The organism is Pseudomonas frigoris, assembly GCF_047758635.1.
GTDB classification, from domain to species: Bacteria; Pseudomonadota; Gammaproteobacteria; order Pseudomonadales; family Pseudomonadaceae; genus Aquipseudomonas; species Aquipseudomonas frigoris.
This window is the reverse complement of the sequence record NZ_CP180479.1, coordinates 3,017,978-3,042,985: the sequence shown is the minus strand read 5'-3', so window position 1 is coordinate 3,042,985 and position 25,008 is coordinate 3,017,978. Positions and strand designations below refer to the sequence as shown.

The 25,008-nt window shown below is 58.8% G+C and carries 21 protein-coding genes; 11 read left to right on the top strand and 10 right to left on the bottom strand.

Translation table 11 applies throughout. The features are described from left to right. Nucleotides 1-104: 104 nt before the first annotated feature. A complete protein-coding gene (locus ACMXYH_RS13975; RefSeq protein ID WP_415767429.1) occupies nt 105-713 on the bottom strand; it encodes a tRNA-(ms[2]io[6]A)-hydroxylase in 609 nt (202 codons plus the stop codon). 160 nt (nt 714-873) lie between these two features. Between ACMXYH_RS13975 and ACMXYH_RS13970 the strand changes: the two genes are divergently transcribed. Then, nucleotides 874-1,737: a universal stress protein gene (locus tag ACMXYH_RS13970; RefSeq protein WP_129444790.1), complete on the top strand. Its 864-nt coding sequence runs from the start codon at nt 874-876 to the stop codon at nt 1,735-1,737. A 93-nt stretch (nt 1,738-1,830) separates the two neighbouring features. On the opposite strand, the gene ACMXYH_RS13965 is transcribed toward ACMXYH_RS13970, so the two are convergent. Further along, on the bottom strand, nt 1,831-2,301 hold the full coding sequence (locus ACMXYH_RS13965) for a DUF1289 domain-containing protein (protein WP_134421641.1): 471 nt from the start codon (nt 2,299-2,301) through the stop codon (nt 1,831-1,833). Nucleotides 2,302-2,709: 408 nt separating this feature from the next. Here ACMXYH_RS13965 and acnB point away from each other — a divergent pair, with 408 nt between their 5' ends. After that, the gene (gene acnB / locus ACMXYH_RS13960) at nt 2,710-5,319 is read left to right on the top strand and encodes a bifunctional aconitate hydratase 2/2-methylisocitrate dehydratase (protein WP_415767695.1); all 2,610 of its coding nucleotides are present in this window, start codon (nt 2,710-2,712) and stop codon (nt 5,317-5,319) included. 199 nt (nt 5,320-5,518) lie between these two features. On the opposite strand, the gene ACMXYH_RS13955 is transcribed toward acnB, so the two are convergent. Together ACMXYH_RS13955 and ACMXYH_RS13950 are read right to left on the bottom strand one after the other, a co-directional pair. After that, nucleotides 5,519-7,180: a SulP family inorganic anion transporter gene (locus ACMXYH_RS13955; RefSeq protein ID WP_415767428.1), complete on the bottom strand. Its 1,662-nt coding sequence runs from the start codon at nt 7,178-7,180 to the stop codon at nt 5,519-5,521. 360 nt (nt 7,181-7,540) lie between these two features. Then, on the bottom strand, nt 7,541-8,821 hold the full coding sequence (locus tag ACMXYH_RS13950) for a serine/threonine transporter (protein ID WP_033054568.1): 1,281 nt from the start codon (nt 8,819-8,821) through the stop codon (nt 7,541-7,543). A gap of 270 nt (nt 8,822-9,091) precedes the next feature. Between ACMXYH_RS13950 and ACMXYH_RS13945 the strand changes: the two genes are divergently transcribed. The 7 genes from ACMXYH_RS13945 (at nt 9,092) to ACMXYH_RS13915 (ending at nt 15,415) form a co-directional block, all read left to right on the top strand. Next, a complete protein-coding gene (locus ACMXYH_RS13945; protein WP_008149859.1) occupies nt 9,092-9,475 on the top strand; it encodes a tautomerase family protein in 384 nt (127 codons plus the stop codon). 31 nt (nt 9,476-9,506) lie between these two features. Continuing rightward, complete coding sequence (locus tag ACMXYH_RS13940) at nt 9,507-10,124, top strand: TetR/AcrR family transcriptional regulator (RefSeq protein ID WP_415767427.1); 618 nt, start codon at nt 9,507-9,509, stop codon at nt 10,122-10,124. 188 nt (nt 10,125-10,312) lie between these two features. Then, on the top strand, nt 10,313-10,831 hold the full coding sequence (locus tag ACMXYH_RS13935) for a cysteine hydrolase family protein (protein ID WP_134421645.1): 519 nt from the start codon (nt 10,313-10,315) through the stop codon (nt 10,829-10,831). A 146-nt stretch (nt 10,832-10,977) separates the two neighbouring features. Next, nucleotides 10,978-11,937, top strand: coding sequence for a 2-hydroxyacid dehydrogenase (locus ACMXYH_RS13930; protein ID WP_415767426.1), 960 nt, complete (start codon nt 10,978-10,980; stop codon nt 11,935-11,937). Between the two features lie 144 nt (nt 11,938-12,081). Further along, complete coding sequence (locus tag ACMXYH_RS13925; RefSeq protein ID WP_415767425.1) at nt 12,082-13,149, top strand: phosphotransferase family protein; 1,068 nt, start codon at nt 12,082-12,084, stop codon at nt 13,147-13,149. Nucleotides 13,150-13,182: 33 nt separating this feature from the next. After that, complete coding sequence (locus tag ACMXYH_RS13920) at nt 13,183-13,950, top strand: SDR family oxidoreductase (RefSeq protein WP_415767424.1); 768 nt, start codon at nt 13,183-13,185, stop codon at nt 13,948-13,950. Between the two features lie 349 nt (nt 13,951-14,299). Then, on the top strand, nt 14,300-15,415 hold the full coding sequence (locus tag ACMXYH_RS13915) for a Gfo/Idh/MocA family protein (protein ID WP_415767423.1): 1,116 nt from the start codon (nt 14,300-14,302) through the stop codon (nt 15,413-15,415). A gap of 416 nt (nt 15,416-15,831) precedes the next feature. Here the strand turns inward: ACMXYH_RS13915 and ACMXYH_RS13910 are convergent, their stop codons facing one another. After that, the gene (locus ACMXYH_RS13910) at nt 15,832-16,080 is read right to left on the bottom strand and encodes a DUF1652 domain-containing protein (protein WP_129444832.1); all 249 of its coding nucleotides are present in this window, start codon (nt 16,078-16,080) and stop codon (nt 15,832-15,834) included. Nucleotides 16,081-16,209: 129 nt separating this feature from the next. Beyond that, complete coding sequence (locus ACMXYH_RS13905; RefSeq protein WP_415767422.1) at nt 16,210-17,703, bottom strand: PAS domain S-box protein; 1,494 nt, start codon at nt 17,701-17,703, stop codon at nt 16,210-16,212. Between the two features lie 262 nt (nt 17,704-17,965). On the opposite strand from ACMXYH_RS13905, the gene ACMXYH_RS13900 reads away from it, so the two are divergent. Further along, nucleotides 17,966-18,424, top strand: coding sequence for an REP-associated tyrosine transposase (locus ACMXYH_RS13900; protein WP_415767421.1), 459 nt, complete (start codon nt 17,966-17,968; stop codon nt 18,422-18,424). Between the two features lie 117 nt (nt 18,425-18,541). Here ACMXYH_RS13900 and sigJ read toward each other — a convergent pair whose 3' ends face one another. From sigJ to ACMXYH_RS13880, 4 genes are all read right to left on the bottom strand, one after another. After that, the gene (gene sigJ / locus ACMXYH_RS13895) at nt 18,542-19,435 is read right to left on the bottom strand and encodes an RNA polymerase sigma factor SigJ (protein WP_415767420.1); all 894 of its coding nucleotides are present in this window, start codon (nt 19,433-19,435) and stop codon (nt 18,542-18,544) included. A 3-nt stretch (nt 19,436-19,438) separates the two neighbouring features. After that, complete coding sequence (locus ACMXYH_RS13890; protein WP_415767419.1) at nt 19,439-19,873, bottom strand: carboxymuconolactone decarboxylase family protein; 435 nt, start codon at nt 19,871-19,873, stop codon at nt 19,439-19,441. Between the two features lie 159 nt (nt 19,874-20,032). After that, complete coding sequence (locus ACMXYH_RS13885; protein WP_415767418.1) at nt 20,033-21,316, bottom strand: Zn-dependent hydrolase; 1,284 nt, start codon at nt 21,314-21,316, stop codon at nt 20,033-20,035. Nucleotides 21,317-21,457: 141 nt separating this feature from the next. Beyond that, nucleotides 21,458-22,942 (bottom strand): NCS1 family nucleobase:cation symporter-1, encoded by a 1,485-nt coding sequence (locus ACMXYH_RS13880; RefSeq protein ID WP_415767417.1) that lies wholly within the window; start codon nt 22,940-22,942, stop codon nt 21,458-21,460. A 551-nt stretch (nt 22,943-23,493) separates the two neighbouring features. Here ACMXYH_RS13880 and hydA point away from each other — a divergent pair. Beyond that, nucleotides 23,494-24,933 carry a dihydropyrimidinase gene (gene hydA / locus ACMXYH_RS13875; protein WP_415767416.1) on the top strand — a complete coding sequence of 480 codons (1,440 nt, stop codon included), beginning with the start codon at nt 23,494-23,496 and terminating at the stop codon, nt 24,931-24,933. Nucleotides 24,934-25,008 lie beyond the last annotated feature (75 nt).

Sequence of the window (25,008 nt, the reverse complement as noted above, 5' to 3'; positions counted from 1 at the left end):
TCAGACGTAAAAGATCGCAGCCTCGTTTCACTCGACAGCTCCTACAGGAAATGCACTCCAATGTAGGAGCTGTCGAGTGAAACGAGGCTGCGATCTTTTGATCTTCACGCCGCGGTTGGCACACCGCTGTGGAAACGAAACTCCACATCCGGCGACTCGATCAGCTCCTGCTCGGCGGCGCGGACCTTGTCGATCACCTGGGCGATGTCCTTGGCATCACCGTACTGGTAGGCCAGTTTCAGGTAACCCTGAAAATGTCGGGCCTCGCTTTTCAGCAGGCCAAAGTAGAACTTGCCCAGCTCTCCGTCCAGATGCGGCACCAGCGCTTCAAAACGCTCGCAGCTACGAGCTTCGATAAACGCGCCGACCACCAGGGTGTCCACCAGTTTGACCGGCTCGTGGCTGCGCACCACTTTGCGCAGGCCCGAAGCGTAGCGCCCGGCAGACAGCTGACGCAGCTCGATCTTGCGCTTTTTCATCAGGCGCATGACCTGTTCGTGGTGCACCAGTTCTTCCCGGGCCAGACGCGACATCAGGTTGATCAGATCGACGTGGGAGTGATACTTGGCGATCAGGCTCAACGCGGTACTGGCGGCCTTGAATTCACAGTTTTTGTGATCGATCAGCAGGGTTTCCTGATCAGCCAGCGCGGCCTGAACCCAGCCATCGGGGGTGCGGCAGCCGAGGAACTCGTGAATTTCGGGAAGGATCATGGGGCTCACGGATAAGAGGTTCAAAATCGAAGGGCGCCGATTATACCGGCCTGCCGGCAGACCACCAGTCGCGACCGTTGATATACATCAAGTCCCGAATGGCCGGGCAGCAACTATAGTTGTCCAACGCAGTATTTTTTACTTCATGGAGATCCCGATCATGCAAGCCATTCGCAGCATTCTGGTGGTCCTCGAACCTGAACACTCGGAAAGCCTGGCGCTCAAACGGGCCAAGCTGATTGCCGGCGTGACCCAGGCTCATCTGCATCTGCTGGTCTGCGACCGCAAGCATGACCACAGCGGCATGTTGGGTGTGCTCAAGGCCGCGCTGATCGAGGACGGCTACAGCGTCACCACCGAGCAGGCCTGGAACGAAAGCCTGCACGAAACCATTGTCGATGTGCAGCAAGCTGAAGGCTGCGGACTGGTGGTCAAGCAGCATTACCCCGACAGTCCGCTGAAAAAAGCCCTGCTGACCCCGGCGGACTGGAAACTGCTGCGTTACTGCCCGACGCCGGTGCTGCTGGTCAAAACCTCGAAACCCTGGACTGGCGGCGTCATTCTGGCGGCGATCGACGTCGGTAGTACCGATGGTGAACACCGCACCTTGCACTCTTGCATTGTCGATCACGGTTACGACATCGCCAGCCTGGCCAAGGCCCATTTGCACGTGGTCAGCGCCCATCCGTCGCCGATGCTGTCGGCGGCCGACCCGACGTTGCAGCTCAGCGAAACCATCGAGGCGCGCTATCGCGAACAGTGCAAGGCGTTTCAGGCCGAGTTCGATATCGATGACGAGCACCTGCATATCGAGGAAGGTCCGGCGGATGTGTTGATTCCGTTCATAGTTCACAAGCTGCAGGCGGCGGTGACGGTGATTGGCACTGTCGCACGATCGGGTTTGTCAGGGGCGTTGATCGGGAATACGGCGGAGGTGGTACTGGATGCGGTGGAGAGCGATGTGCTGGTGCTGAAGCCGGATACGATCATGGATCATCTGGAGGAGATCGTGACCCAGCATTAAGCAAGATCAAAAGATCGCAGCCTTCGGCAGCTCCTACATGAATCGCATCCCTCTGTAGGAGCTGCCGAAGGCTGCGATCTTTGACTTTAAAAATCAGCCGCCGAAGGCATCCCTGAGAAAGCCAGGTGCAATGTAGCGCTGGTAATGCGCCTCGGAGAGTAAAAAGAACTCCCGATCAATGGCGTCTCGCAGTTCCGGCAGGTTCCAGTCGCGAAACTCTGGCATCAGCACCATTCCATACGCTTCAAGGTTGTTGATGACCCGCGCCCCCCGGGCGATCAACTGATAGGCCCAGCAATATTCCGACTGATGCGGCACAAAGCGGATCTTGCGCTGCTCCAGCTGCAGTCGAAGACGCTGTGGATCGAAAACTTCAAGCTTGCTGGCCATCACCTGGGACAGCAGCAGCTCAAGACGCAGCCACACCGCGCGTTTCTCCTCGTCGTTGTAACCATTCCAGTTGATCACTTCATGGTGGAAACGCTTGCAGCCACGGCACACCAAATCACCGTAAACAGTGGAGCAGAGGCCGACGCAGGGGGTCTTGATGGTCTGATTGGGCATAGGTTGGGAGAGCACGGGAAAGCAGAACAGGTCGGCATGTTAGCCCTTTGTCTAACATTGATCACCCCTCAATCTTGAGGGTCTAACTTACCTTTAATTTTTTTTTGCCGTAGAATCAGCCAGCCTTTTAAGGCGCCAATGTCCGTTAGAAGCTGTTTTCAAAGCGTCACGAGCACAGTCGTTCCTTCAGAGCGGTGTTGGCGAAGGGTTTTTCCAGCGGGGAAAAGCCCAACGCCAACCCTCATCAGCTCCCCGTTCTGCAGGCGTAAAACTTTGAAAGCAGCTTCTGTAAGGAATTGTCGGTAATTCTGGCTAAGTGGCCCACAACGCCTCGCAGCGCATGAGTACGGCAATTTCGGGATGAGCGTCCCGGACACCCATTTGGGACCACTGATGAGGGTAATAACTGTGCTTGAAGCCTACCGCAAACATATCGAAGAGCGTGCAGCACTGGGTATCGTTCCCCAGCCGCTTAACGCCGAACAAACTGCAGGCCTGGTCGAGCTGCTGAAAAATCCCCCGGCTGGCGAAGAAGCCTTCCTCGTTGACCTGATCACCAATCGCATTCCGCCAGGTGTGGACGAAGCAGCCTATGTAAAGGCCGGTTTCCTGTCTGCCCTCGCTAAAGGCGAAGCAAAATCCCCTCTGATCGACAAGAAACGCGCTGTTGAACTGCTCGGCACCATGCAGGGCGGCTACAACATCGTGACTCTGGTTAATCTGCTGGACGACGCCGAACTGGCGCCAGTCGCTGCCGAAGAACTCAAGCACACCCTGCTGATGTTCGACGCTTTCCACGACGTCGCTGAAAAAGCCAAGAACGGCAACGTTCACGCCAAAGGCGTGCTGCAATCCTGGGCTGACGGCGAGTGGTTCAAAAACCGCCCTGTCCTGGCCGACAAGATCAGCCTGCGCGTGTTCAAGGTCACCGGCGAAACCAACACCGACGACCTGTCCCCTGCTCCGGACGCCTGGTCCCGCCCGGACATCCCTCTGCACGCCCTCGCCATGCTGAAAATGGCCCGTGAAGGCATCGTGCCTGACGTCCAGGGCGTCACCGGTCCGATGAAGCAGATCGAAGAAATGCGCGGTCAAGGCTTCCCTATCGCCTACGTCGGTGACGTGGTCGGTACAGGTTCTTCGCGTAAATCCGCCACCAACTCGGTGCTGTGGTTCTTCGGCGACGACGTTCCGTTCATCCCGAACAAGCGTGCTGGCGGTTTCTGCTTCGGCAACAAGATCGCTCCAATCTTCTACAACACCATGGAAGATGCTGGCGCACTGCCAATCGAATTCGACGTCACCAACATGCACATGGGCGACGTGATCGACCTGTACCCGCATGCTGGCAAAGTCTGCAAACACGGCACTGACGAAGTCCTGACCACCTTCGAAATGAAGACGCCGGTGCTGTTGGACGAAGTTCGTGCTGGCGGCCGTATCCCGCTGATCATCGGCCGCGGCCTGACCGACAAGGCCCGTGCCGAATTGGGCCTGGGCCCTACCGACCTGTTCAAACTGCCTGAAGCACCTGTCGACACCGGCAAGGGCTTCACCCTGGCACAGAAAATGGTCGGCAAGGCATGCGGCCTGCCAGAAGGCAAAGGCGTTCGTCCAGGTACTTACTGCGAACCGAAAATGACCACCGTCGGCTCTCAGGACACCACCGGTCCGATGACCCGTGACGAACTGAAAGACCTGGCGTGCCTGGGCTTCTCGACCGATCTGGTAATGCAGTCCTTCTGCCACACCGCGGCTTACCCTAAGCCGATCGACGTGACCACCCACCACACCCTGCCAGACTTCATCATGACCCGCGGCGGCGTTTCCCTGCGTCCGGGCGACGGCATCATCCACAGCTGGCTGAACCGCATGCTGCTGCCGGACACCGTCGGTACCGGTGGTGACTCGCACACCCGTTTCCCGATGGGCATTTCGTTCCCGGCCGGTTCCGGTCTGGTAGCGTTCGCTGCGGCCACTGGCGTTATGCCGCTGGACATGCCGGAATCGATCCTTGTGCGCTTCAAAGGCAAAATGCAACCGGGCGTCACCCTGCGTGACCTGGTTCACGCCATTCCTTACTTCGCGATTCAGGCTGGCCTGCTGACCGTCGAGAAGAAAGGCAAGAAGAACGCCTTCTCCGGCCGCATCCTGGAAATCGAAGGCCTGGACAACCTGAGCATCGAGCAAGCTTTCGAGCTGTCCGACGCCTCGGCCGAACGTTCGGCTGCCGGTTGCACCATCAAGCTGTCGAAAGAGTCGATCACCGAGTACCTGAGCTCCAACGTCACCCTGCTGCGCTGGATGATCGGCGAAGGCTACGGCGATGCACGTACCCTGGAACGTCGCGCTCAAGCGATGGAAGCCTGGATCGCCAACCCTGAGTTGATGGTTGCCGATGCTGACGCCGAATACGCTGAAATCATCGAAATCGACCTGGCCGACATCAAAGAGCCTGTGCTCTGCGCGCCAAACGATCCGGACGACGCCCGTCTGCTGTCCAGCGTTGCTGGCGAGAAGATCGACGAAGTGTTCATCGGTTCGTGCATGACCAACATCGGTCACTTCCGCGCTGCCGGCAAGTTGCTGGAACAGGTCAAAGGTCAGCTTCCAACCCGTCTGTGGCTGTCGCCGCCGACCAAAATGGACGCTCACCAGCTGACCGAAGAAGGCTACTACGGCATCTACGGCAAGGCCGGCGCTCGCATGGAAATGCCGGGCTGCTCGCTGTGCATGGGTAACCAGGCACGTGTAGAGCCGAACTCGACTGTTGTGTCGACGTCGACCCGTAACTTCCCGAACCGTCTGGGTGACGGCGCGAACGTCTACCTGGCTTCGGCCGAGCTGGCGTCTGTTGCTTCCATCCTGGGTCGCCTGCCGACCGTCGAGGAGTACATGGAATACGCTGGCAAGATCGACAGCATGGCGGCCGATGTTTACCGCTACCTGTCCTTCGACCAGATCGCCGAGTTCCGTGAAGCTGCTGCGAACGCCAACATCCCGGTCGTTCAAGCCTAACGCTGCAACGCAATAAAAAACGCCGCCCATCGTGAGATGAGCGGCGTTTTTTTATGCACGTATGTTTTGCCCTAACCCCTGTGGGAGCGAGCTTGGTCCGGGCGGCGTTCCGACGATGGCGGTAGTACATTCAATATCAATGTTGACTGACACACCGCCATCGTCGGAACGCCGCCCGGACCAAGCTCGCTCCCACAGGTTATGCGGACGACTTGAGTGCTTGTTGCACGGCACCGTCGACGCTCAAACCGCTAAGACTCACCTGCTCCAGCTCCTGCGCCGGTAACTGTGCGAGAACCGCCTTGGCCTCGTGTTTGAGCCGTGCCAGGATCAACAACTTATCCAGCGCCCGCACTTGCATAAAAAACGCTTCCAGCGCCTCGATGCTGGTGCCATCGAGGTTTGGAGACTCCTCCAGACTGAGAATGATCGTATGAATCGGTGGCGATGCATGCCGGGCCAGGCGCAATGCACCGCCCAGAATGCGCTCCACGTTTGCAAAAAACAGCGCCTCGCTCGGCCTGACGATCAACACTCCGGGGATCTCGCTAGCCTGGGGATGGCGTTGCACGTCGACAAAATCATGGCCGCCGCCCATTTGGCCCAGCACCTGAATATCCGCCGATGACATCTGTTTCAACATCAGCACCACGCTGATCACCACCGCCACCAACAAGCCGTCCAACACACCCAGCACCAGCACCGCCGCCACCGCGCAAATCACCAGTAGCCGATCGCGACGCCAGACGAAATACCGGCCCAATGGCTGCAGGCTCAAGCCGCGTGCCAATGCATGAATGACGATGGCCGCCAGTACCGGCTCGGGGGTCAGGGCAATCCAGGGCAACACCGTCAAGACGATGAGCAACACCACCCCCGCTGCTACCGCGCCCGCCAGACGCGATCCAGCACCAGCCGCCTCATTGGCCGACGTCGCAGAGTAACCGGCGCCCGCCGGCATGCCATGGAACAGGCCCGACAGCAAATTGGCTGCACCGAGTGCCAGCAGATCGCGGTTCGAGGACACACGGTCGCCGTGCTTGAGCGCAAACGAGGTGATCGATCCGTAAGACTCGGCGTACAGAATCATCACCATGGCAAACGCCAATTCGCCCAGGCGCAGCCAGTCGGTAAACGGCAGCACAGGAAGGCGCGGCACCTCCAGGCTCAAGTCGATCACGCCAATCAGTTTCACCCCATAAGCGGGCAAGTTCAGCCATTGACCGGCCGCGATGCCAAGCGCCACCACCAGTAAACCTCCTGGCAAACGCCTGACCCGCGTGCACAGCCACAGCACCAGCAAGGACACGGCCGCCACGAGCGCGCCGACCCGGTTCCACTGCGGCAACTGCTCAAGCAGTTGCGCCAGGAAACGGATCAGGTTGCCATTGCTCAAGTGCACGTCAACGATGCTCGCTACTTGCTTGAGGATGATCGTCACTGCCAGACCGAAGGCAAAGCCTCGCAGCACCGGTTTGGCAATAAAAGACGTCACGCTGCCGAGTTTGAACAACCCGGCCAGCAGGAAAAACCCACCCGTCACCAGCACCAGACCGATCGCCAGCGTCATGCGCAGGCCCGAGTCACCATTGGCCAAAGTGGCTGTGGCGGCGGCTAGTACCGCCGCCGAAGACGACGTCGCAGAAACGATGGCAAAACGGCTGGTGCCGAACAGCCCGTAACACAGCAGACCGGCAAATAACGCAATCACGCCGGCCTGGGGCGGTAACGCGGCGATACTTGAATAGGCGACCGCCTCGGGTAACAACAAACCGGCGATCGACAACCCGGCCAACACATCCAGCCAACGGTTGGGCCTATCGGCACGGGGTTGCGCCGATGCGCCGTGAGCCTGAGCCATGAAGCGTCTCCAGAGAAAAATAGACTGGCCGGGAAAAGTCCTCGGCAAACGCTCTATGACGCGTTTATGCAACCTCAAGCTTAATCGCTAAGCGCACGGAATGTCGGCTCTGGGTCAGGTGTTGAGCATTTTCAACGCATAAAAAAACGCCGCCCATCGTGATGATGAGCGGCGTTTTTTTATGCCTGAGCAAATGTGGGACTCACTGCTTTGCTTACCCGAGGACCGCGCGGCCCCAATCGCGAGCAAGCTCGCTCCCACACGGACCGCGCAGAACCTGTGGGAGCGAGCTTGCTCCGGGCGGCGTTCCGACGATAGCGGACTCACAGCCCCCACAGAAACATCAGTGGTGATTCAAACTCAGGCAGTCAGCGAGTAGATCAACGCCGAAATTGCCACCAGGCCCACCGCCGTAACGAAGACGTTGGAAGCCTGACCGCGATAACGCGCCATGGCCGGAACCTTGCGGATCGCGTACATCGGCATCAGGAACAGGATCGCGGCGATGATCGGGCCACCGAGGGTTTCGATCATCCCGAGAATGCTCGGGTTCAGCGTGGCAACGATCCAGCAGACCACCAGCATGAAGGCGGCAGTCATGCGATCCAGAGTCTTCGGTGCCGGGCGCTTGCCACTCTTCACGATCAGACCTTTAAGACCTTCGCTGGCGCCGATGTAATGACCCAGGAACGATTTGGAAATGGCCACGAACGCAATCAACGGCGCCGCGAAGGCGATGGTCGGGTTGCTGAAGTGGTTGGCCAGGTACGACAGGATCGACAGGTTCTGCGCCTTGGCTTCAGCCAATTGCGCTGGCGACAGGGTCAGCACGCAACTGAACACGAAGAACAGCACCATCACCACCATCAAGGCGTGGGCGCGGGACAGGATCTGCGAACTGCGCTCTTCGGCGTGATCGCCATAACGACGCTTCTGGTCCACCGCGAACGCCGAGATGATCGGTGAATGGTTGAACGAGAACACCATCACCGGAATCGCCAGCCACAGCGTGTGGAGCAGTGCCGACGGTTCTGGCAGCGTCGACGCGGTGGCGAGAATGCCGCCGTTCCAGTGGGGAATCAGGAACACCGCGAGGAACAGCAACGCAACAATGAACGGATAAACCATCAGGCTCATGGCCTTGACGATCGCCTGCTCGCCGCAACGAACCACCGCCAACAAGCCGAGGATCAGCACCAACGACAGCACGGCGCGCGGTGGCGGCATGATGTGCAGTTGATGCTCGAGAAAACTGCCCACGGTGTTGGTAAGGGCCACACTGTAGATCAACAGGATCGGGAAGATCGCGAAGAAGTACAGCAAGGTGATCAGCGCGCCAGCCTTGATCCCGAAGTGCTCTTCCACGACTTCAGTGATGTCCGCGCCTTCGCGTCCGGACAACACAAAACGTGTCAGGCCACGGTGTGCGTAAAACGTCATGGGGAACGCCAACACCGCCAGGACCAGCAACGGCCAGAAGCCGCCCAGACCCGCGTTGATCGGCAAAAACAGCGTGCCAGCCCCAATGGCCGTGCCAAACAGGCCCAGCATCCAGGTGGTGTCATGGCGATTCCAGCTCTCAAGCGTCGCTGGTGCCGCCGATACATAGCGTTCGTCGACGCTATTGGCCTGATCATTCATCCGGTGGGATCTCCGCATTCCGGTCAGTTGCTACCCGGTCAGGACGAGTCGGAAAAATCCGACAGGCAGCGCCCTGGCCGAAACAGGGGCGCGATTGTCCGGGATTAATGAGCAGAAGCAAAGACTTAGCTGAGGAGTGGTTGTGCGGATCAGATCCTCTGGCATCCTTTATTAAATAGATGTTTTAAAAAATCTATTTAACAAAGGATTACCGTCATGTAATTTCGATCGTGACTGCTGACCGGCAGTCCTTACTTGCGGAGCCCTCTCATGCCACTCGTTCGCGTCGACATCAAAAAGCATCAAGACCCGACTTATGCCAAACGTGTCGGGCAATTGATCTACGCCGCCATGCACAGCGCCATTGGCGTGCCGGAGAACGATAACTTCCAGATTCTTGCCGAGCACGATGAACAGCATTTCATCTTTGATCCCGGCTACCTGGGCATCAATCGCACCGACAATCTGGTGGTGATTCAGATCACCCTGAGCGAAGGCCGCACCATCGAGCAGAAAAAACTCCTCTACAAAACCATTGCCGAGAGCCTTAACGCAGAACTGGCGGTGCGCCTGGAAGATGTATTCATCAATCTGGTGGAGGTCAAGAAAGAGAACTGGTCGTTTGGCAACGGCATTGCTCAATACGCCAGCTGATTTCTACCTTTTATATACCTGTGAGCCGTCAATGCCCCGAGTCTCCCGCAAACAAGCCGAACTCAACCGCGAGATCATCGTCGAGGCCGCCACGCGGCTGTTTCGCGAACGCGGCCTGCACGGGATCAGTGTCGTCGACGTGATGGGCGCGGCCGGCCTCACCCATGGCGGGTTCTATGGTCACTTCGAATCCAAGGAAGCGCTGGCGCAAGAGGCGTGCAGCCGGGCGTTCACCCAATCCATGGAACGCTGGAAGCAGAAAATAGAGGATAACGACGACAGCCTCTCGGCCCGCGAGAGCATCATCGCGCCCTACCTGTCGGCGGCCAATCGCGATAATCCGGGCGAAAGCTGCCCGGTGACCGCGTTTGCCGGCGACATGTGCCATGAAACCGCTGAAAGTGGATTGCACCAGACCTACACCCAAGGGCTGGAGGCATTGCTGCAGATGCTGGCACCGCTGATGGGCGCGGATCAGCCCGAAACCAATTGGCAAAAAGCGTTGGTGGACTATTCGCTGATGGTCGGCGCCCTGACCCTGGCCCGTGCAACCCGGGGTGACGCCTTGTCCGATGAAATTCTCGACGCAGCCCGGACATTTCTCACCTCGGACACGGCCGTTGACACACCCACGACGCCGACAGCATGATCGGCCTCATGAATATTCCTGCGCTGAACCTCACCCGCACCACCACGACCGCTTCCGGCGGGTCGTGCGGTGGCTGGCTGAGATAAACACAGCGCAGTGAACCCAAGGCCCCGCCAGCAATGGACGGGGCCTTGTCGTTTCTCCCGTCCGTTCGGCACTTTTCGTACGACACCCAAGGAGAAACACCCATGTCATCAGCGCTGTTGATCATCGATATGCAGGTCGGCCTGTTCCACGGCCCGGAAAAACCCTACGACGGTGAACGGATACTGGCGAACGTCCAGCAACTCATTCGTCAGGCCAGGGAGCGTAACGTGCCGATCTTCGCGGTGCGCCATACCGGCCCTCAAGGTTCGCCCATCGAAGTCGGTAGCCCCTTCTGGCAGCTATTGCCCGCACTGGATCTGGATGCCAGCACCGACACCCTGTTCGACAAAACCCGACCCAATGCCTTTTACGCCACCGCGCTGGCGGAGCAACTGCGGGCTAGCGGCATCAATGAGGTGTTCATCGCCGGCATGAAAACCCAATATTGCATCGACAGCACCTGCCGGGCGGCGGCCGAGTTGGGGTTCAAACCCATACTCGTGGCCGATGCGCATACCTGCATGGACACACCGGCGCTGCCGGCGCGGTCGATCATCGAACACCATAACGCGACGTTGAACGGTGCCTTCGCAAAGGTGTTGAACACCGTGGATGTGTAAGCGCTACGGAACGCTCCTACACTGAGTCACAGGCCATAAGCCTGCTATCTTTGGTAAATGCCAAACCGTTGCGCAATCAGCAATTTGAAGCAACGTTTTGAAGCAACTTTCGAGCCCCGACTTTCCAATGCGCACAGGAGCCCAGCATGCCCGCAACCGTTCTGGTACTGGTTGAAACCATCAATGATTACCTGCCGATTCTCGAACATCAGGGTTTTCACCTGATTCTGGCGCCCACGCCTGCCGAGCGCGCCGATGCCATTAAACGCCATGGCGCGCAGATCGATGCGGTGCTGACCCGCGGCCCATTGGGCCTGTATGCCGACGAAATCGCCGCCCTGCACAATCTCAAGATCATCTGCGTGATCGGCGCCGGCTACGAACACGTCGACCTGCAAGCCGCCGCCAACCGGGGCATAACGGTTACCAATGGCGCCGGAGTCAATGCCTCTTCAGTCGCCGACCATGCCATGGCGATGCTGCTGTCTCTGGTGCGTGACATTCCCCGTTGCGACGCCGCCGTGCGCCGGGGTGAGTGGCCGAAAATCATGCGCCCGTCCCTGGCCGGCAAGCGCCTGGGCATCCTGGGCCTCGGTGCGGTCGGCATGGCCATCGCCAAACGCGCCGCCCACGGCTTCGACATGACGGTCAGTTACCACAACCGCCAGCATCGCAGCGATGTGCCGTACAGCTTCTGCTCGACGCCGACGGAGCTGGCACGGAAATCAGACTTTTTGATCGTCGCCACCCCTGGCGGACTGGGCACCAAACACCTGATCAACCGACAAGTACTCGACGCCTTGGGCCCCCAGGGGTTCATCGTCAACATCGCCCGAGCCAGCGTGATTGTCACCGCAGACCTGATCAGCGCGCTTGAGCAGCGCAGGATTGCCGGCGCTGCGCTGGATGTCTTCGACACAGAACCCCAAGTACCCAATGCCTTCAAGGCGTTGGCCAATGTGATCCTCACCCCGCATGTCGCCGGTTTGTCCCCGGAAGCCACTCAAGGCACCGTGGAGCTGGTAGGTCGCAATCTGGTGGCGTTCTTCACCGGCAATCCGGTATTGACCCCGATTGCCCTGCCATCGACGACGAGCATGATCTGAACACCATTCAAACAGGTGTATCAAAAACAATGATTGCCCGGCAACACGCTCACCTATAAGGGCCGTTCGTGGTTGTGGGTGTCGGGCGTGCGCATTAGATTAGCCAATAGTCTCAGGCCTCCAAAATAAGCAGAAGGGATAAGCATGGCGCTTACTGATCAGTCCACCCGTATCCGCACCGGCGAAGAACTCGATGCCAGCCTGATCGATCCGTACCTCAAGGCCCACATTCCGGGCCTGAGTGGTTTGCCGCAGATCAGCCAGTTTCCAGGCGGTGCGTCGAACCTCACCTACTTGCTGGAATACCCCGAACAGGAGTTTGTGCTGCGTCGGCCGCCGTTCGGGCACAAGGCCAAGTCCGCTCATGACATGGGCCGCGAATTTCGCATTCTCAATCAGCTCCGCGATGGCTTTCCGTACTGCCCCAAAGCCTACGTGATCTGCACCGACGAATCAGTGATCGGCGCCGAGTTCTATGTGATGGAGCGGGTCAAGGGGATCATCCTGCGCTCCGAACTGCCGCCGGAACTGGGTCTGGATTCGGCGAAAACCGAAGCGCTGTGCAAGAGCTTCATCGACAAATTCGTTGAGCTGCACCGGGTCGACTACAACGCCTATGGTTTGGGCGACCTCGGCAAACCCGAAGGCTATGTCGCGCGGCAGATCAAAGGCTGGAGCGATCGCTACGAAAAAGCCCTGACCCCGGACGCGCCGAAGTGGGAAGCGGTCAAAGCCTGGCTCAACGACAAGATGCCGGCCGATCACCCGACCTCCAGCATCGTCCACAACGACTACCGCTTCGACAACGTGATCCTCGACCCGAACAACCCGATGGACATCATCGGCGTGCTCGACTGGGAACTGACCACCCTCGGCGACCCGCTGATGGACCTGGGCAACACCCTCGCCTACTGGATCGAAGCCGGCGACCCGGCACCGGTGCAATTGATGCGCCGCCAGCCGAGCCACGCACCGGGCATGCTGACCCGCCGTGAATTCGTCGATTACTACGCCGAGCGTTCAGGCATCCAGATCGACAATTTCGACTTCTACTACACCTACGGCCTGTTTCGCCTGGCGGGCATCGTGCAGCAGATCTACTACCGCTTCTTCCATGGTCAGACCCAGGACAAACGCTTCGCGCAGTTCATTCACATGAACAAACTACTGGAGCAGATGAGCCTGCAAGTCATTTCGAAATCCAGCCTCTGATCACGCCACTGGCCCCAATAACAAGGAAAAACCATGTCCAAGACTCAGTTGTTCGATCTCGACGGCAAAATCGCATTCGTATCCGGCGCCAGCCGCGGCATCGGCGAAGCCATCGCCAAACTGCTGGCCCAGCAAGGCGCCCACGTGATCGTCTCGAGTCGCAAACTCGACGGCTGCCAGCACGTGGCCGACGCGATCATCGCCGCCGGCGGCAAAGCCACTGCCGTTGCTTGTCACATCGGTGAAATGGAACAGATCAGCCAGGTCTTCGCCGGTATCCGCGAACAGTTCGGGCGCCTGGACATCCTGGTCAACAACGCGGCGACCAACCCACAGTTCTGCAACGTACTGGACACCGACCTCAGCGCTTTCCAGAAAACCGTCGACGTGAACATCCGCGGCTACTTCTTCATGTCGGTGGAAGCCGGCAAGCTGATGCGCGAAAACGGCGGCGGCAGCATCATCAACGTCGCCTCGATCAACGCCATCTCGCCGGGGATCTTCCAGGGCATCTACTCCGTGACCAAAGCGGCGGTCATCAACATGACCAAAGTGTTCGCCAAGGAGTGCGCGCAGTTCGGCATCCGCTGCAACGCCCTGCTGCCGGGCTTGACCGACACCAAATTTGCTTCGGCGCTGGTGAAAAATGAGGCTATTTTGAACACCGCGTTGCAACAGATTCCGCTCAAGCGTGTGGCGGATCCGAGTGAAATGGCGGGAGCGGTGTTGTATCTGGCCAGTGATGCGTCGAGTTACACCACCGGGGTTTCGTTGAATGTGGATGGTGGGTTCTTGTCCTGATCCGATTTACCGGATGAACAAAAGGCAGCCTTAGGGCTAATGCCGGTCAGTTAAGCCGCGATCCGTAGCAGCTGGCGAAGCCTGCGTTCGGCTGCGTAGCAGTCGTAAAATCAGCAACTGCGGTGCGTCAGGCGGACCGCGTTAGCCAGATTCACGACTGCTTCGCAGCCGAACGCAGGCTTCGCCAGCTGCTACGGATTGCATTACTGCTTAACTGACTGGCATTAGCCTTAGGGCTGCCTTCTTTTTTGCCCACGCGAAAGAATTTTAATTCCACCATTTGCAAATAAGGAATTTTTATTCCATTAATAGCCCCTCCTGAAAACAAAATCCCAAAAGGACCCCGGCTATGCGTGAACTCGGTATCGGACTCATTGGCACAGGTTTCATGGGCCGCGCCCATGCCTTGGCGTTTCGCAACGTCAGTGCGGTTTTCGAACTGCCCCTCAAGCTCAAACTCGCCGCCCTGGCCGACGCCGATCCGCAGCGTGCCCGCCACCGCGCCGATGCCTGGGGTTTCGACACCGCTCATAGCGACTGGCAACAACTGATCGATGACCCACAGGTCAATCTGATCGCCATCACCACGCCCAATCACCTGCATTACCCCATGGCCATGGCCGCCCTCGCCGCCGGCAAACCGGTGTATTGCGAAAAGCCGTTAGCGGTGAATCTGGAACAGGCCGACGCCATGCGTCTGGCGGCGAAAGCGGCGGGTGTGGTGACGCGGGTGGGTTACAACTATCAGCACAACCCGATGATCGTGCTCGCCCGGCAGCTGATTGAAAACGGCGACTTGGGTCAGATCATCAGTTTCCAGGGTGAATTCAGCGAAGACTTCATGGCCGATCCCGCGTCACCCTGGTCGTGGCGTTGCGATGCCGATCATGCCGGCGGTGCACTGGCCGATCTGGGCAGTCACTTGTTGGCCATGGCCCGCTATCTGGTGGGCGATGTCGAGGCAGTGAGCGCCGACACCCAGACCGTGCACCGGCAACGTCCCGCCACGGCTGGCAGCCCGGAACAACGCAGAGTCGCGGTCGACGATCAGGTCCACGCCTTGTTGCGGTTTGCGAATGGCGCCCGGGGCACGTTCAGCAGCAGCTGGCTCAAGCACGGCTACAAGAATCACCTGAGTTTTGAAATCAGCGGCACCCGAGGGACTTTGGCATTCGATCAGGAACGCCTGAATGAGCTGCGTCTGTTTCGTGCCGGCCAAGACGGTTTCCAGCGTTTGCTGGCAGGGCCGAATCTGCCGGGTTATGCGGCGTTCAGCCCGGCGGCAGGGCATCAACTCGGATACAACGAACTCAAGACACTGGAAGTCCATGATCTGGTGATGGCGCTGGCAGGCTTGTCTCAGGGTGGAACAGATTTCGAACAGGCGTGGGAAGTCGAACGCCTGGCGACGGCCATTCGACTGGCAGCGCAAGAATCGCGGTGGGTCAAGATCGAGGAAGTCTGAGCGAAACGCACAGATACCCGCCAGCAGCACAGTGCCGCTGGCGGTTCAACGTGAGCAGATGGACGCTTACTGAGTGACGCAACGAGTAAGCGTCGTTTCCCGGGTCACCTGCCCTTCAGCCCTCATATCGCCTTGCACATCAGTGTTTTCAGTGGTCTGGCAGGTGCGCACAGGGGGTGGAGGCGGCGCAGCGGGAGGTGGCGGTGGAGGACTCGCACAACCACCCAGAATCGCTATCCAGAGTGCGAACGACAGTGTTGTAAAAATGCGTTTCCCAAGACTTTTCATAGGTTGACCCGCGGTAAGTGATCGACATATTTCCGCGACCCCAACTGCTTCACCGCGAACCCGCGGACCGGTCACAGAAAAAATACTCTCGTATTCTTTATACGACCGCCGGCAAATCCCGACAGTTCCTAGGACGTCTCGCGACGATGCAACGTGTTGCTCTCAAGCTCATAACGCAGTTCTTCGATCAACGCTGCCACCGCCTCCCTCGTTCTGAGGTTGGCCACGCTCAACCCAGTGACCACCAGATCCACCTGACCCGACACCGGATGATAGAGCTTCACCGTCAGTGAATGATCACCCGTAACATTGCAGTCACAGGCCAACGGCGAAAAGCTCCGCTCCAGTTGCATACGCAATTGCGCCACATAAATCATCCGGCAGTTCCTGTCGCTGTTTTGAAAGGGACGCGATACCCGAAGACCTGTATCGCACCCTTACAGCCTAAGAACTGCCGCGCCCGGCCAGAACATGAATTTGCACCCCCTCGATTAGTGCATTTGCACCTAACGCTGGGCCTTGGGCCGCCACTCGCTGGAGAACAAACCGCGCTCGCGAGCCCAGACAATCGCCTCGCTACGACTGTGAACATCGAGCTTGGAATACACCGTCGAGACATGGTTGCGCACCGTGTTCGGCGCGAGTTTGAGCCGCGCGGCGATTTCCTTGTCGGCCAGGCCTTCGCAGATCAGGCCGAGCACATCGCGCTCGCGGGCGGTCAGGTCGGTGAAAGAAACGCTAGGCAACTGCGGCGAGTTGACGTTTTTCACGTTAGCGAGCTTCTCGATGAGCGTGCGGCTGAACCAGGAGGCGTCCTTCATGACCTCTTCGATCGCCGACACCAATTCCAGCTCGGTGCGTTTACGCTCGGTGATGTCCATAAACACCAGCAGGTAGCAGGGACTGTCCTGAATGTTCACGGTGTCGGCCGAGACCGCGCAATCAATCAGCCCCGCGCCTTTCTTGCGTACCCGAACATCGACACGATCCACGCTTCCGGTTTTTTCCAGTGCCGCAAACAGTCGCGCGCAGGCGCCTGTGTCATCGATAAAATCGATCTGCGTCACCGATTTGCCGAGCACTTCTTCACTGGAATACGCGAGCGTATCGAGGAAGGCTTCATTGACGTCCATCACCACCTGATCGCCGGCGTTGCACACCAGGATCGGCACCGGGGTCAGTCGAAAAGCCTTGGCGAAACGTTCCTCGCTCTGGCGCAGGGCGACTTCGGCCTTATGCCGAGGCTCGATGTCCACAAAGGAAAACAGCATGCAGGCTTCGTCGTTCAGCTCAAGGGGCTGGCCGGCGACGATCACCTGTTTGCTGCCACCTTCGCGTAACTGCAACTGAGCCTGCATTTGCGGAATGGTTGCCCCTTCGCGCAACCGCTGCTTGGCCAGGTCTTTGTTTTCGGCGCCCTCCAGCACGTCCAGTTCATAGGTCGAACGGCCGATCACCTGATCACGGGCATGGCCGGTCATCTCCAGGAAGCCCGGGTTGACTTTGATGTAGCGCAAATCGCTGAGGCGACAGATCACCGCCGGGGCCGGGTTGGCGTTGAAGGTTTTCTCGAAACGCTGTTCGGCGCTGGCCCACTCCGTGACATCGTTCATGATCAGCACCAGCGACTCCGGCTCGCCAGCGCTGTCGGCCAATACCATGCTGCGCACACTGTGGACCCAGGTGCGCTCCTCGTCCGCCGGAGTCACCTCAACCAACACATCACTGAAGGACTCGCCTCGGGCAACGCGGCTGATCGGATAATTGTCGGCCTGAACCGGGTGATTATTGCGATAACGCAAAGCGAAGCGCTTGGCGTACTCCTTGGCATTCGCCCCCAGTTCGCTGAGTTGCCCGACGCCGTGCATGGCCAACGCGGCGTCATTGGCCCAGAGAAGGGTCTGGTCGAGCTCCAGCAGAATCACCCCATCGGACAGGCCGGCGATGATCTGCTGCAACTGACGGCGATTGGTTTCGGTGGTCAGGACGTCCTGGCTCATTGGATCTCCACGCGTACGGCGGCGCATTCATGCGCCGCCCTGTGAAGATTACGACCGCAGGCAATCATGATCGTGCAGATATGCCGGGGTACATTGATCGCGTACATCCGTGGAATTTGCAGGTGTACGCAACCCTTTGTAGGAGCTGCCGAAGGCTGCGATCTTTTCGGCGTACTCGAAATATTACGAAAATGCTTTGGCCAACGACAGAAACACCATCAGCTAACGTTTATCTGCCAACACATTTCAAGGAGGGCAAGGAATGCCTGTCGCTGCAAATGGATGTCGTCTCCGCAAAGCTCGATTTTCGGAATCTGGTCGTATTTATCTGCTGACCGCTGTCGCTCATCAGAGAGAGCCGGTGTTCGCAGATTGGCGACTGGGACGGCTTCTGGTCGATCAACTGCGTTGTGCCGATGAAGCGTCGCTAGTGACCTCAATGGCCTGGGTGGTGATGCCGGATCACCTGCATTGGTTGATGGAACTGAAGCACGGCACGTTGGCCGAGCTGATGTGTCGAATCAAATCCAGAAATAGCCGTTCGATCAATGTCGTGCGTCAGGGCCAAGGCAGACTATGGCAACGGGGGTATTACGATCGCGCTTTGCGTCGTGATGAAGACATCAAGGATGCAGCACGTTACATCGTCATGAATCCGTTGCGTGCGGGACTGGTCAAGCGGATTGGCGATTATCCACTGTGGGATGCCATTTGGCTTTGAAAGGTAAAGTCAAAAGATCGCAGCCTTCGGCAGCTCCTACATTGATCTCGTACATCCTTGGAATTTGCAGGTGTACGCAACTCTCTGTAGGAGCTACCGAAGGTTGCGATCTTTTGACTATTGCACTTGCAACGATGCATCCAACCCCGCCAACTTCTGCGGATTACGCATGATAAAAATCCGCCTCACCCGCCCCGCCTCATCAAAACCAAAAGTCATCGACGCAGCGATGACCCCCTCCGCCTTGATGATCACGCCTTGGGCGCCATTGATTTCGCTGGGCAGCCATTCGCAAGTCTGCCAATAGACGTGCAACGACTGGCCAATGAAATCCAGCACGCTGGAAATGCCGGTCAACGTTTCGCGGATGGCCGAGGCCTTGCCGCCGCTGTCGGCGCAGAGTTCGACGTCTTCGCTCAGCATCGCGGTCAAGGAAGCGGTCGAGCCGCTGGCGATGGCGTTATGGAAAGCGCTGAGCAATTGGTCCTGACGCGCCGGTTCCGGCTGAAAGCGCGTTTGTCCGCTGCCCAGGCTGGCCTTGGCCCGGGACACCAGTTTGCGGCACGCAGCCTCTTGAACCCCGACCGCATCCGCGACTTGCGTGTAATCCATGTCGAATATTTCGTAGAGCAGGTACGCCGCACGCTCCTTGGGGGTTAACCGCTCCAGCAGCAACAGGAACGCGGTGGACAGCGACGAGGCCAGTTCATGCCTGTGTTCGGGTGAATCCTGGTGAGTGGTGTGAATTGGTTCCGGCAGCCAGGTGCCAATGTAGTCGACCCGCGACTTGTGAGCCGAGCGCAGCAAATCTATGCAGTGCCGGGTGCAGGCCGTGGTCAGCCAGGCGGCCGGCGTGGCAATGGCGGCGCGGTCGGCCTCCAGCCATTTGATGAACAGCTCTTGCACGACATCCTCGGCTTCGGCGCGGGAGCCGAGGATGCGATAAGCAAGACCGAGCAAAAAGGGCCGGCGCTGCTCGAACACAGCGGCGGCGTTTTCAGCGGAGTTCATCAATCAGTGCCTCGACACCTGCAAACGGTTCCACAGGTTGATCATGCCGATCTCGGCCGTCAAGGCGCCGATCTGGGCGTCGTTGAAATGCTCGCGCAAGTCACCGCGCAGGCTGGCGTAGTCGGTCTTTTCATCGAGTACGGTCAGGGCTTCGGTCCAGGCCAGGGCGGCGCGTTCGGAGGCGCTGAAATCGTTGACGTGGCGCCAGACGATCAGGCGGTCCAGCCGCTCGTTGGTTTCATTGGCTTCACGGGCCTCGCGAGTGTGCATTTTCACGCAGAAGCCGCATTGGTTGATCTGCGAGGCACGCAGGTGCAGCAGCTGTTTGAGGGTCGGGGCCAGGTCGTGGCTGTCGAGGGTGACGTGGACCTGGGTCAGGCTTTCGAACACCTGAGGAATCGATTGCAGCAAGTTGACCGGTTGGGTGTTGGACGACATCGTGTTGCTCCACTGTTTGGGGGATTCAACAGGATGACGATCCAGCACCATGGTTTGTGACACATGAAGAGCAACATCAAAAGATCGCAGGCTGCGCCAGCTCCTACAGGGGCACGCATTCCCATGTAGGAGCTGGCGTAGCCTGCGATCCTTTGATCTTCAGGCCGCCAATTGACCGCTGGCAATCGCCGCCGAAGCCACCAGCATCGCCCGCAACAACACCGCACACCCGGCCGCCAGATCATCCGGCGCGGCATTTTCGATTTCGTTGTGGCTGATGCCGCCTTCACACGGTACGAAGATCATCCCGGCCGGGCCGAGTTCGGCGAGGAAGATTGCGTCGTGCCCTGCTCCGCTGACGATGTCCATGTGTGACAGGCCCAAGCCTTGGGCGGCGCCGCGTACCGCTTCGACGCAACCTTTGTCGAAGTACAGCGGCGGGAAATCCGCAGTGGGTGTGAGTTCGAAGGTCAGGCCGTGTTCCTCGCAGGTGGTTTCGATGACTTCGCGGACTTCGGCGATCATCGAGTCCAGGCGCGCCGGTTCCAGATGCCGGAAATCCAGGGTCATGCGCACTTCACCGGGGATGACGTTGCGTGAGCCGGGATAGGCTTGCAGACAGCCGACGGTGCCGCACGCGTGGGGTTGATGACCGAGGGCGGCGCGGTTGACTGCACCGACGATCACCGATGCGCCGACCAGGGCGTCCTTGCGCAGGTGCATCGGCGTCGGGCCAGCGTGGGCTTCGACGCCGCGCAGTTTCAAGTCGAACCATTTCTGCCCGAGAGCGCCCATCACCACACCGATGGTTTTGCGTTCGTCTTCAAGGATCGGGCCTTGCTCGATATGGGCCTCGAAATAGGCGCCGACGGCATGGCCGCTGACCTTGCGCTCGCCAGCATAGCCAATGGCGTTCAAGGCTTCACCGACGGTGACGCCCTCGGCATCGACCTTGGCCAGGGTTTCTTCGAGGGTGAATTTTTCTGCGAATACACCGGAGCCCATCATGCAGGGGGCGAAGCGTGAACCTTCCTCGTTGGTCCAGACCACCACTTCAAGCGGCGCTTCGGTTTCCACGCCCAGGTCATTGAGGGTTCGCAGGACTTCGACGCCGGCCAGTACGCCGAAGCAGCCGTCGAACTTGCCGCCGGTGGGTTGGGTGTCGATGTGGCTGCCGGTCATCACTGGTGGCAGGTTGGGGTTGCGGCCGGGGCGGCGGGCGAAGATGTTGCCGACGGCGTCGATGCTGACGGTGCAACCGGCCTCCTCGCACCAGTTGACGAAAATGTCCCGGGCCTGGCGGTCGAGGTCGGTCAGGGCCAGGCGACAGACGCCGCCCTTGACCGTGGCGCCGAGCTTGGCCAGGTCCATGAGCGACTGCCACAAGCGGTCGCGGTTGATGTGCTGATGGGTGGACTGCAGAACGTCTACGGCAGCGTTCATGATGATCTCCTCAGGCAGTTGTTATAGGTTTCTTCAGGCTGATCGTTGTCGTTTATGAGGCCGTCTTCGCGAGCAAGCCCGCTCCCACAGGGGAATGCATTTCAAGTGTGGGAGCGGGCTTGCTCGCGAAGAGGCCATCAATCACACCGCAGATTTCGCAACAGACGGGCTGGGGCGCATCGAGCACAACCCGTAATAAATCAGCCCGCCAAGCGCTGAGCCGGTAAACCAGCCATAGTCGTAGAACCAGCTGAATGCATTGCTACCGAGCGACAGCAGCGTCAGCGCCACCGGCACACCAAACGCAATAAACCCGAACCAGTTCCACGCTGGATAAACGTCGTCGCGGTAAAGACCGGCCAGATCCAGTTGCTGTTTCTTGATCAGGAAATAGTCCACCACCATGATCCCGGCGATCGGGCCCAACAGGCTCGAATAACCCAGCAGCCAGTTGGAATACACCGTCTCCAGGCTTAAATCCGAGACGATCAAACCGAGCTTCTTCAATAGCTCATGGGCCATCAGTGCCAAACCGACCAGGCCGGTGAGCATCACCGCTTTGGTGCGGTTGATGAACTTGGGTGCGACGTTCTGGAAGTCGTTGGTCGGCGAAACGATATTGGCCGCTGTGTTGGTCGACAGCGTGGCGATGATGATCAGCGCCATGGCCAGTGCGACCCAAACCGGGCTCTGGATATGACCAATCAAGGTAACCGGATCGGAGACGGTGACGCCCACCAGTTTGACCGAGGCGGCCGTCATCACCACGCCGAGGGAGGCGAACAGAAACATGGTCAGGGGCAAGCCGATAATCTGCCCGACGATCTGATCCTTCTGACTTTTCGCATAGCGGCTGAAATCCGGAATGTTCAGGGACAAGGTGGCCCAGAACCCGACCATGGCGGTCAGCCCGGCGGCAAAGTAACTGACCACGCTCGCGCCTTCCGGACGTTTGGCCGGGATCGCCAGCAACTCGGTCATCGACACGTTCGGCATCGCCCATACCAGCAGGCCCACGCCCACCAGCACCAACAATGGCGCCGAGAGGGTTTCGAGCCATTTGATCGAGTCCGCGCCGCGAATCACCACCCACAGGTTCAAGGCCCAGAACACCATGAACCCGATCACTTCACCGGTACCGCCGAGGGATTTCCACCCTTCGAACACGGAGCCGAGAAACAGGTGAATGGCCAGTCCGCCGAACATCGTCTGAATGCCGAACCAGCCGCACGCCACCAGCGCCCGGATCAGGCACGGAATGTTGGAGCCGAGGATGCCGAAGGACGAACGCAACAACACCGGAAACGGAATGCCGTACTTGGTGCCGGGGAAGGCGTTCAGGGTCAGCGGGATCAGTACGATGATGTTGGCGAACAGAATCGCCAGCAGCGCTTCACCGACGCTCAGGCCGAAATACGCGGTGAGCACGCCGCCGAGGGTGTAGGTCGGCACGCAGATCGCCATGCCGACCCACAAGGCGGTGATGTGCCATTTGTTCCAGGTTCGGTCGCGCACCTTGGTCGGTGCCATGTCGTGGTTGTAACGGGGACTGTCGAGGACGTCACTGCCGGCTTCGAGCTCGAACAAGCCGTCGCGCTCGGTCACTTGCGATCTGATCTGTTGCATGGCCGCTCCACTGTTCTTTTGATTATTGTTGCTCATCAGGGGCTGGCGGCATCAATTAACGTGCCGGTTACCCCGTTTGCGCACCGGGCAGTTCCATAAAAACTTTGTAACCAACTGATGTTTATCAGTTTTATTTATATAGCCGATGAGTCACCGGTTACTTGCTTGTTCACTCAGGCCAAATGCCAGGCAAGTTGTCCGAACAGTCAGGACTCAATCTGGTGCATACCACTTTTTTTCAACGTTGCGCATCAACCATAGACCATCCTCAAGCGGCTGATTTCACATAAGAAATCTCGTCTATTTTTACAACCTGTCAAGTGCGTCAAAATGGTGAGAGGCCTCACCATTTTGGCGATTTACAAATTTATTCGTTACTTATCAATATGTTAAAACAGATATAAGCTTATAAAAAATATTCTTGCTCAATCCTCAAACTCAGGCTAGCGTTTATTCCTGACAGCGCTGACAGGAATATACCTGTTTGCGTCGGCTTCATATAAAACATTTAGAACCGGCACAAGTCGGTCATTGCCTGCGAGGAACTCGGAATGTCTCTGTTGATCCGTGGCGCCACCGTTATTACCCATGATGAAAGTTATCGCGCCGACGTCTATTGCGCCGACGGCGTGATCAAAGCCATCGGAGAAAATCTTGATGTTCCGGCAGGTGCCGAAGTGCTCGACGGCAGCGGCCAATACCTGATGCCCGGCGGCATCGATCCGCACACGCACATGCAACTGCCCTTCATGGGCACGGTGGCCAGTGAAGACTTCTTCAGCGGTACTGCGGCGGGACTTGCCGGTGGCACGACGTCGATCATCGACTTTGTGATTCCCAATCCGCAGCAATCCTTGATGGAAGCCTTCCATCAGTGGCGCGGCTGGGCCGAGAAGTCGGCGTCGGATTACGGTTTCCATGTCGCGATCACCTGGTGGAGCGAACAGGTCCGCGAGGAAATGGCCGAGCTGGTCAGCCATCACGGGGTTAACAGCTTCAAGCACTTCATGGCCTACAAGAACGCGATCATGGCCGCCGACGACACGCTGGTGGCGAGTTTCGAGCGCTGCCTGGAGTTGGGCGCAGTGCCGACCGTGCATGCGGAAAACGGTGAGCTGGTCTATCACCTGCAACGCAAGTTGATGGCCCAGGGCATGACCGGTCCTGAAGCGCATCCGTTGTCGCGCCCTTCGCAGGTTGAAGGTGAAGCGGCCAGTCGGGCGATCCGCATCGCCGAAACCCTGGGCACGCCGTTGTACCTGGTGCATGTCTCGACCAAGGAAGCCCTCGACGAAATCACCTACGCCCGCAGCAAGGGCCAACAAGTCTACGGCGAGGTCCTGGCCGGGCATTTGCTGCTGGACGACAGCGTCTATCAACACCCGGACTGGCAGACCGCCGCCGGTTACGTGATGAGCCCGCCCTTCCGTCCGCGCGGCCATCAAGAGGCGCTTTGGCACGGTCTGCAATCGGGCAACCTGCACACCACCGCCACCGACCATTGCTGCTTCTGCGCCGAGCAAAAAGCGGCTGGCCGTGACGACTTCAGCAAAATCCCCAATGGCACGGCCGGTATCGAAGACCGCATGGCGGTGCTCTGGGATGAAGGGGTGAACACCGGGCGTTTGTCGATGCAGCACTTCGTGGCGCTCACCTCCACCAATACCGCGAAGATCTTCAACCTCTACCCGCGCAAAGGCGCGATCCGCATCGGTGCGGACGCGGATCTGGTGCTGTGGGATCCGGAAGGTACGCGGACGATTTCGGCGAAGACTCACCACCAGCAAGTGGACTTCAACATCTTCGAAGGCAAGACCGTACGCGGTGTTCCGAGTCATACCGTCAGTCAGGGCCGGGTGGTGTGGGCCGATGGTGATTTGCGCGCCGAGCGTGGTGCCGGCCGGTATGTCGAGCGACCGGCGTATCCGGCGGTGTTTGATTTGCTGAGTAAGCGGGCTGAGTTGAACAAGCCGACAGCTGTGAAACGCTGAAAGCGGCCTTCGGCCTATCGCGAGCAAGCTCGCTCCCACAGGTTTGTGGACGCCCGAGATCCCTGTGGGAGCGAG

Bases quoted from the DNA above. Each gene is read 5' to 3' on its own strand.
- sigJ (WP_415767420.1), bottom strand. From the start codon at position 19,435: ATGAACTCCGCTGAAAACGCCGCCGCTGTGTTCGAGCAGCGCCGGCCC.
- ACMXYH_RS13900 (WP_415767421.1), top strand. From the start codon at position 17,966: ATGCCTGTCGCTGCAAATGGATGTCGTCTCCGCAAAGCTCGATTTTCG.
- ACMXYH_RS13885 (WP_415767418.1), bottom strand. From the start codon at position 21,316: ATGAACGCTGCCGTAGACGTTCTGCAGTCCACCCATCAGCACATCAAC.
- ACMXYH_RS13955 (WP_415767428.1), bottom strand. From the start codon at position 7,180: ATGGCTCAGGCTCACGGCGCATCGGCGCAACCCCGTGCCGATAGGCCC.
- ACMXYH_RS13965 (WP_134421641.1), bottom strand. From the start codon at position 2,301: ATGCCCAATCAGACCATCAAGACCCCCTGCGTCGGCCTCTGCTCCACT.
- ACMXYH_RS13890 (WP_415767419.1), bottom strand. From the start codon at position 19,873: ATGTCGTCCAACACCCAACCGGTCAACTTGCTGCAATCGATTCCTCAG.
- ACMXYH_RS13910 (WP_129444832.1), bottom strand. From the start codon at position 16,080: ATGATTTATGTGGCGCAATTGCGTATGCAACTGGAGCGGAGCTTTTCG.
- hydA (WP_415767416.1), top strand. From the start codon at position 23,494: ATGTCTCTGTTGATCCGTGGCGCCACCGTTATTACCCATGATGAAAGT.
- ACMXYH_RS13915 (WP_415767423.1), top strand. From the start codon at position 14,300: ATGCGTGAACTCGGTATCGGACTCATTGGCACAGGTTTCATGGGCCGC.
- ACMXYH_RS13945 (WP_008149859.1), top strand. From the start codon at position 9,092: ATGCCACTCGTTCGCGTCGACATCAAAAAGCATCAAGACCCGACTTAT.
- ACMXYH_RS13970 (WP_129444790.1), top strand. From the start codon at position 874: ATGCAAGCCATTCGCAGCATTCTGGTGGTCCTCGAACCTGAACACTCG.
- ACMXYH_RS13920 (WP_415767424.1), top strand. From the start codon at position 13,183: ATGTCCAAGACTCAGTTGTTCGATCTCGACGGCAAAATCGCATTCGTA.
- ACMXYH_RS13940 (WP_415767427.1), top strand. From the start codon at position 9,507: ATGCCCCGAGTCTCCCGCAAACAAGCCGAACTCAACCGCGAGATCATC.
- ACMXYH_RS13975 (WP_415767429.1), bottom strand. From the start codon at position 713: ATGATCCTTCCCGAAATTCACGAGTTCCTCGGCTGCCGCACCCCCGAT.
- ACMXYH_RS13905 (WP_415767422.1), bottom strand. From the start codon at position 17,703: ATGAGCCAGGACGTCCTGACCACCGAAACCAATCGCCGTCAGTTGCAG.
- ACMXYH_RS13880 (WP_415767417.1), bottom strand. From the start codon at position 22,942: ATGCAACAGATCAGATCGCAAGTGACCGAGCGCGACGGCTTGTTCGAG.
- ACMXYH_RS13950 (WP_033054568.1), bottom strand. From the start codon at position 8,821: ATGAATGATCAGGCCAATAGCGTCGACGAACGCTATGTATCGGCGGCA.
- ACMXYH_RS13930 (WP_415767426.1), top strand. From the start codon at position 10,978: ATGCCCGCAACCGTTCTGGTACTGGTTGAAACCATCAATGATTACCTG.
- ACMXYH_RS13925 (WP_415767425.1), top strand. From the start codon at position 12,082: ATGGCGCTTACTGATCAGTCCACCCGTATCCGCACCGGCGAAGAACTC.
- ACMXYH_RS13935 (WP_134421645.1), top strand. From the start codon at position 10,313: ATGTCATCAGCGCTGTTGATCATCGATATGCAGGTCGGCCTGTTCCAC.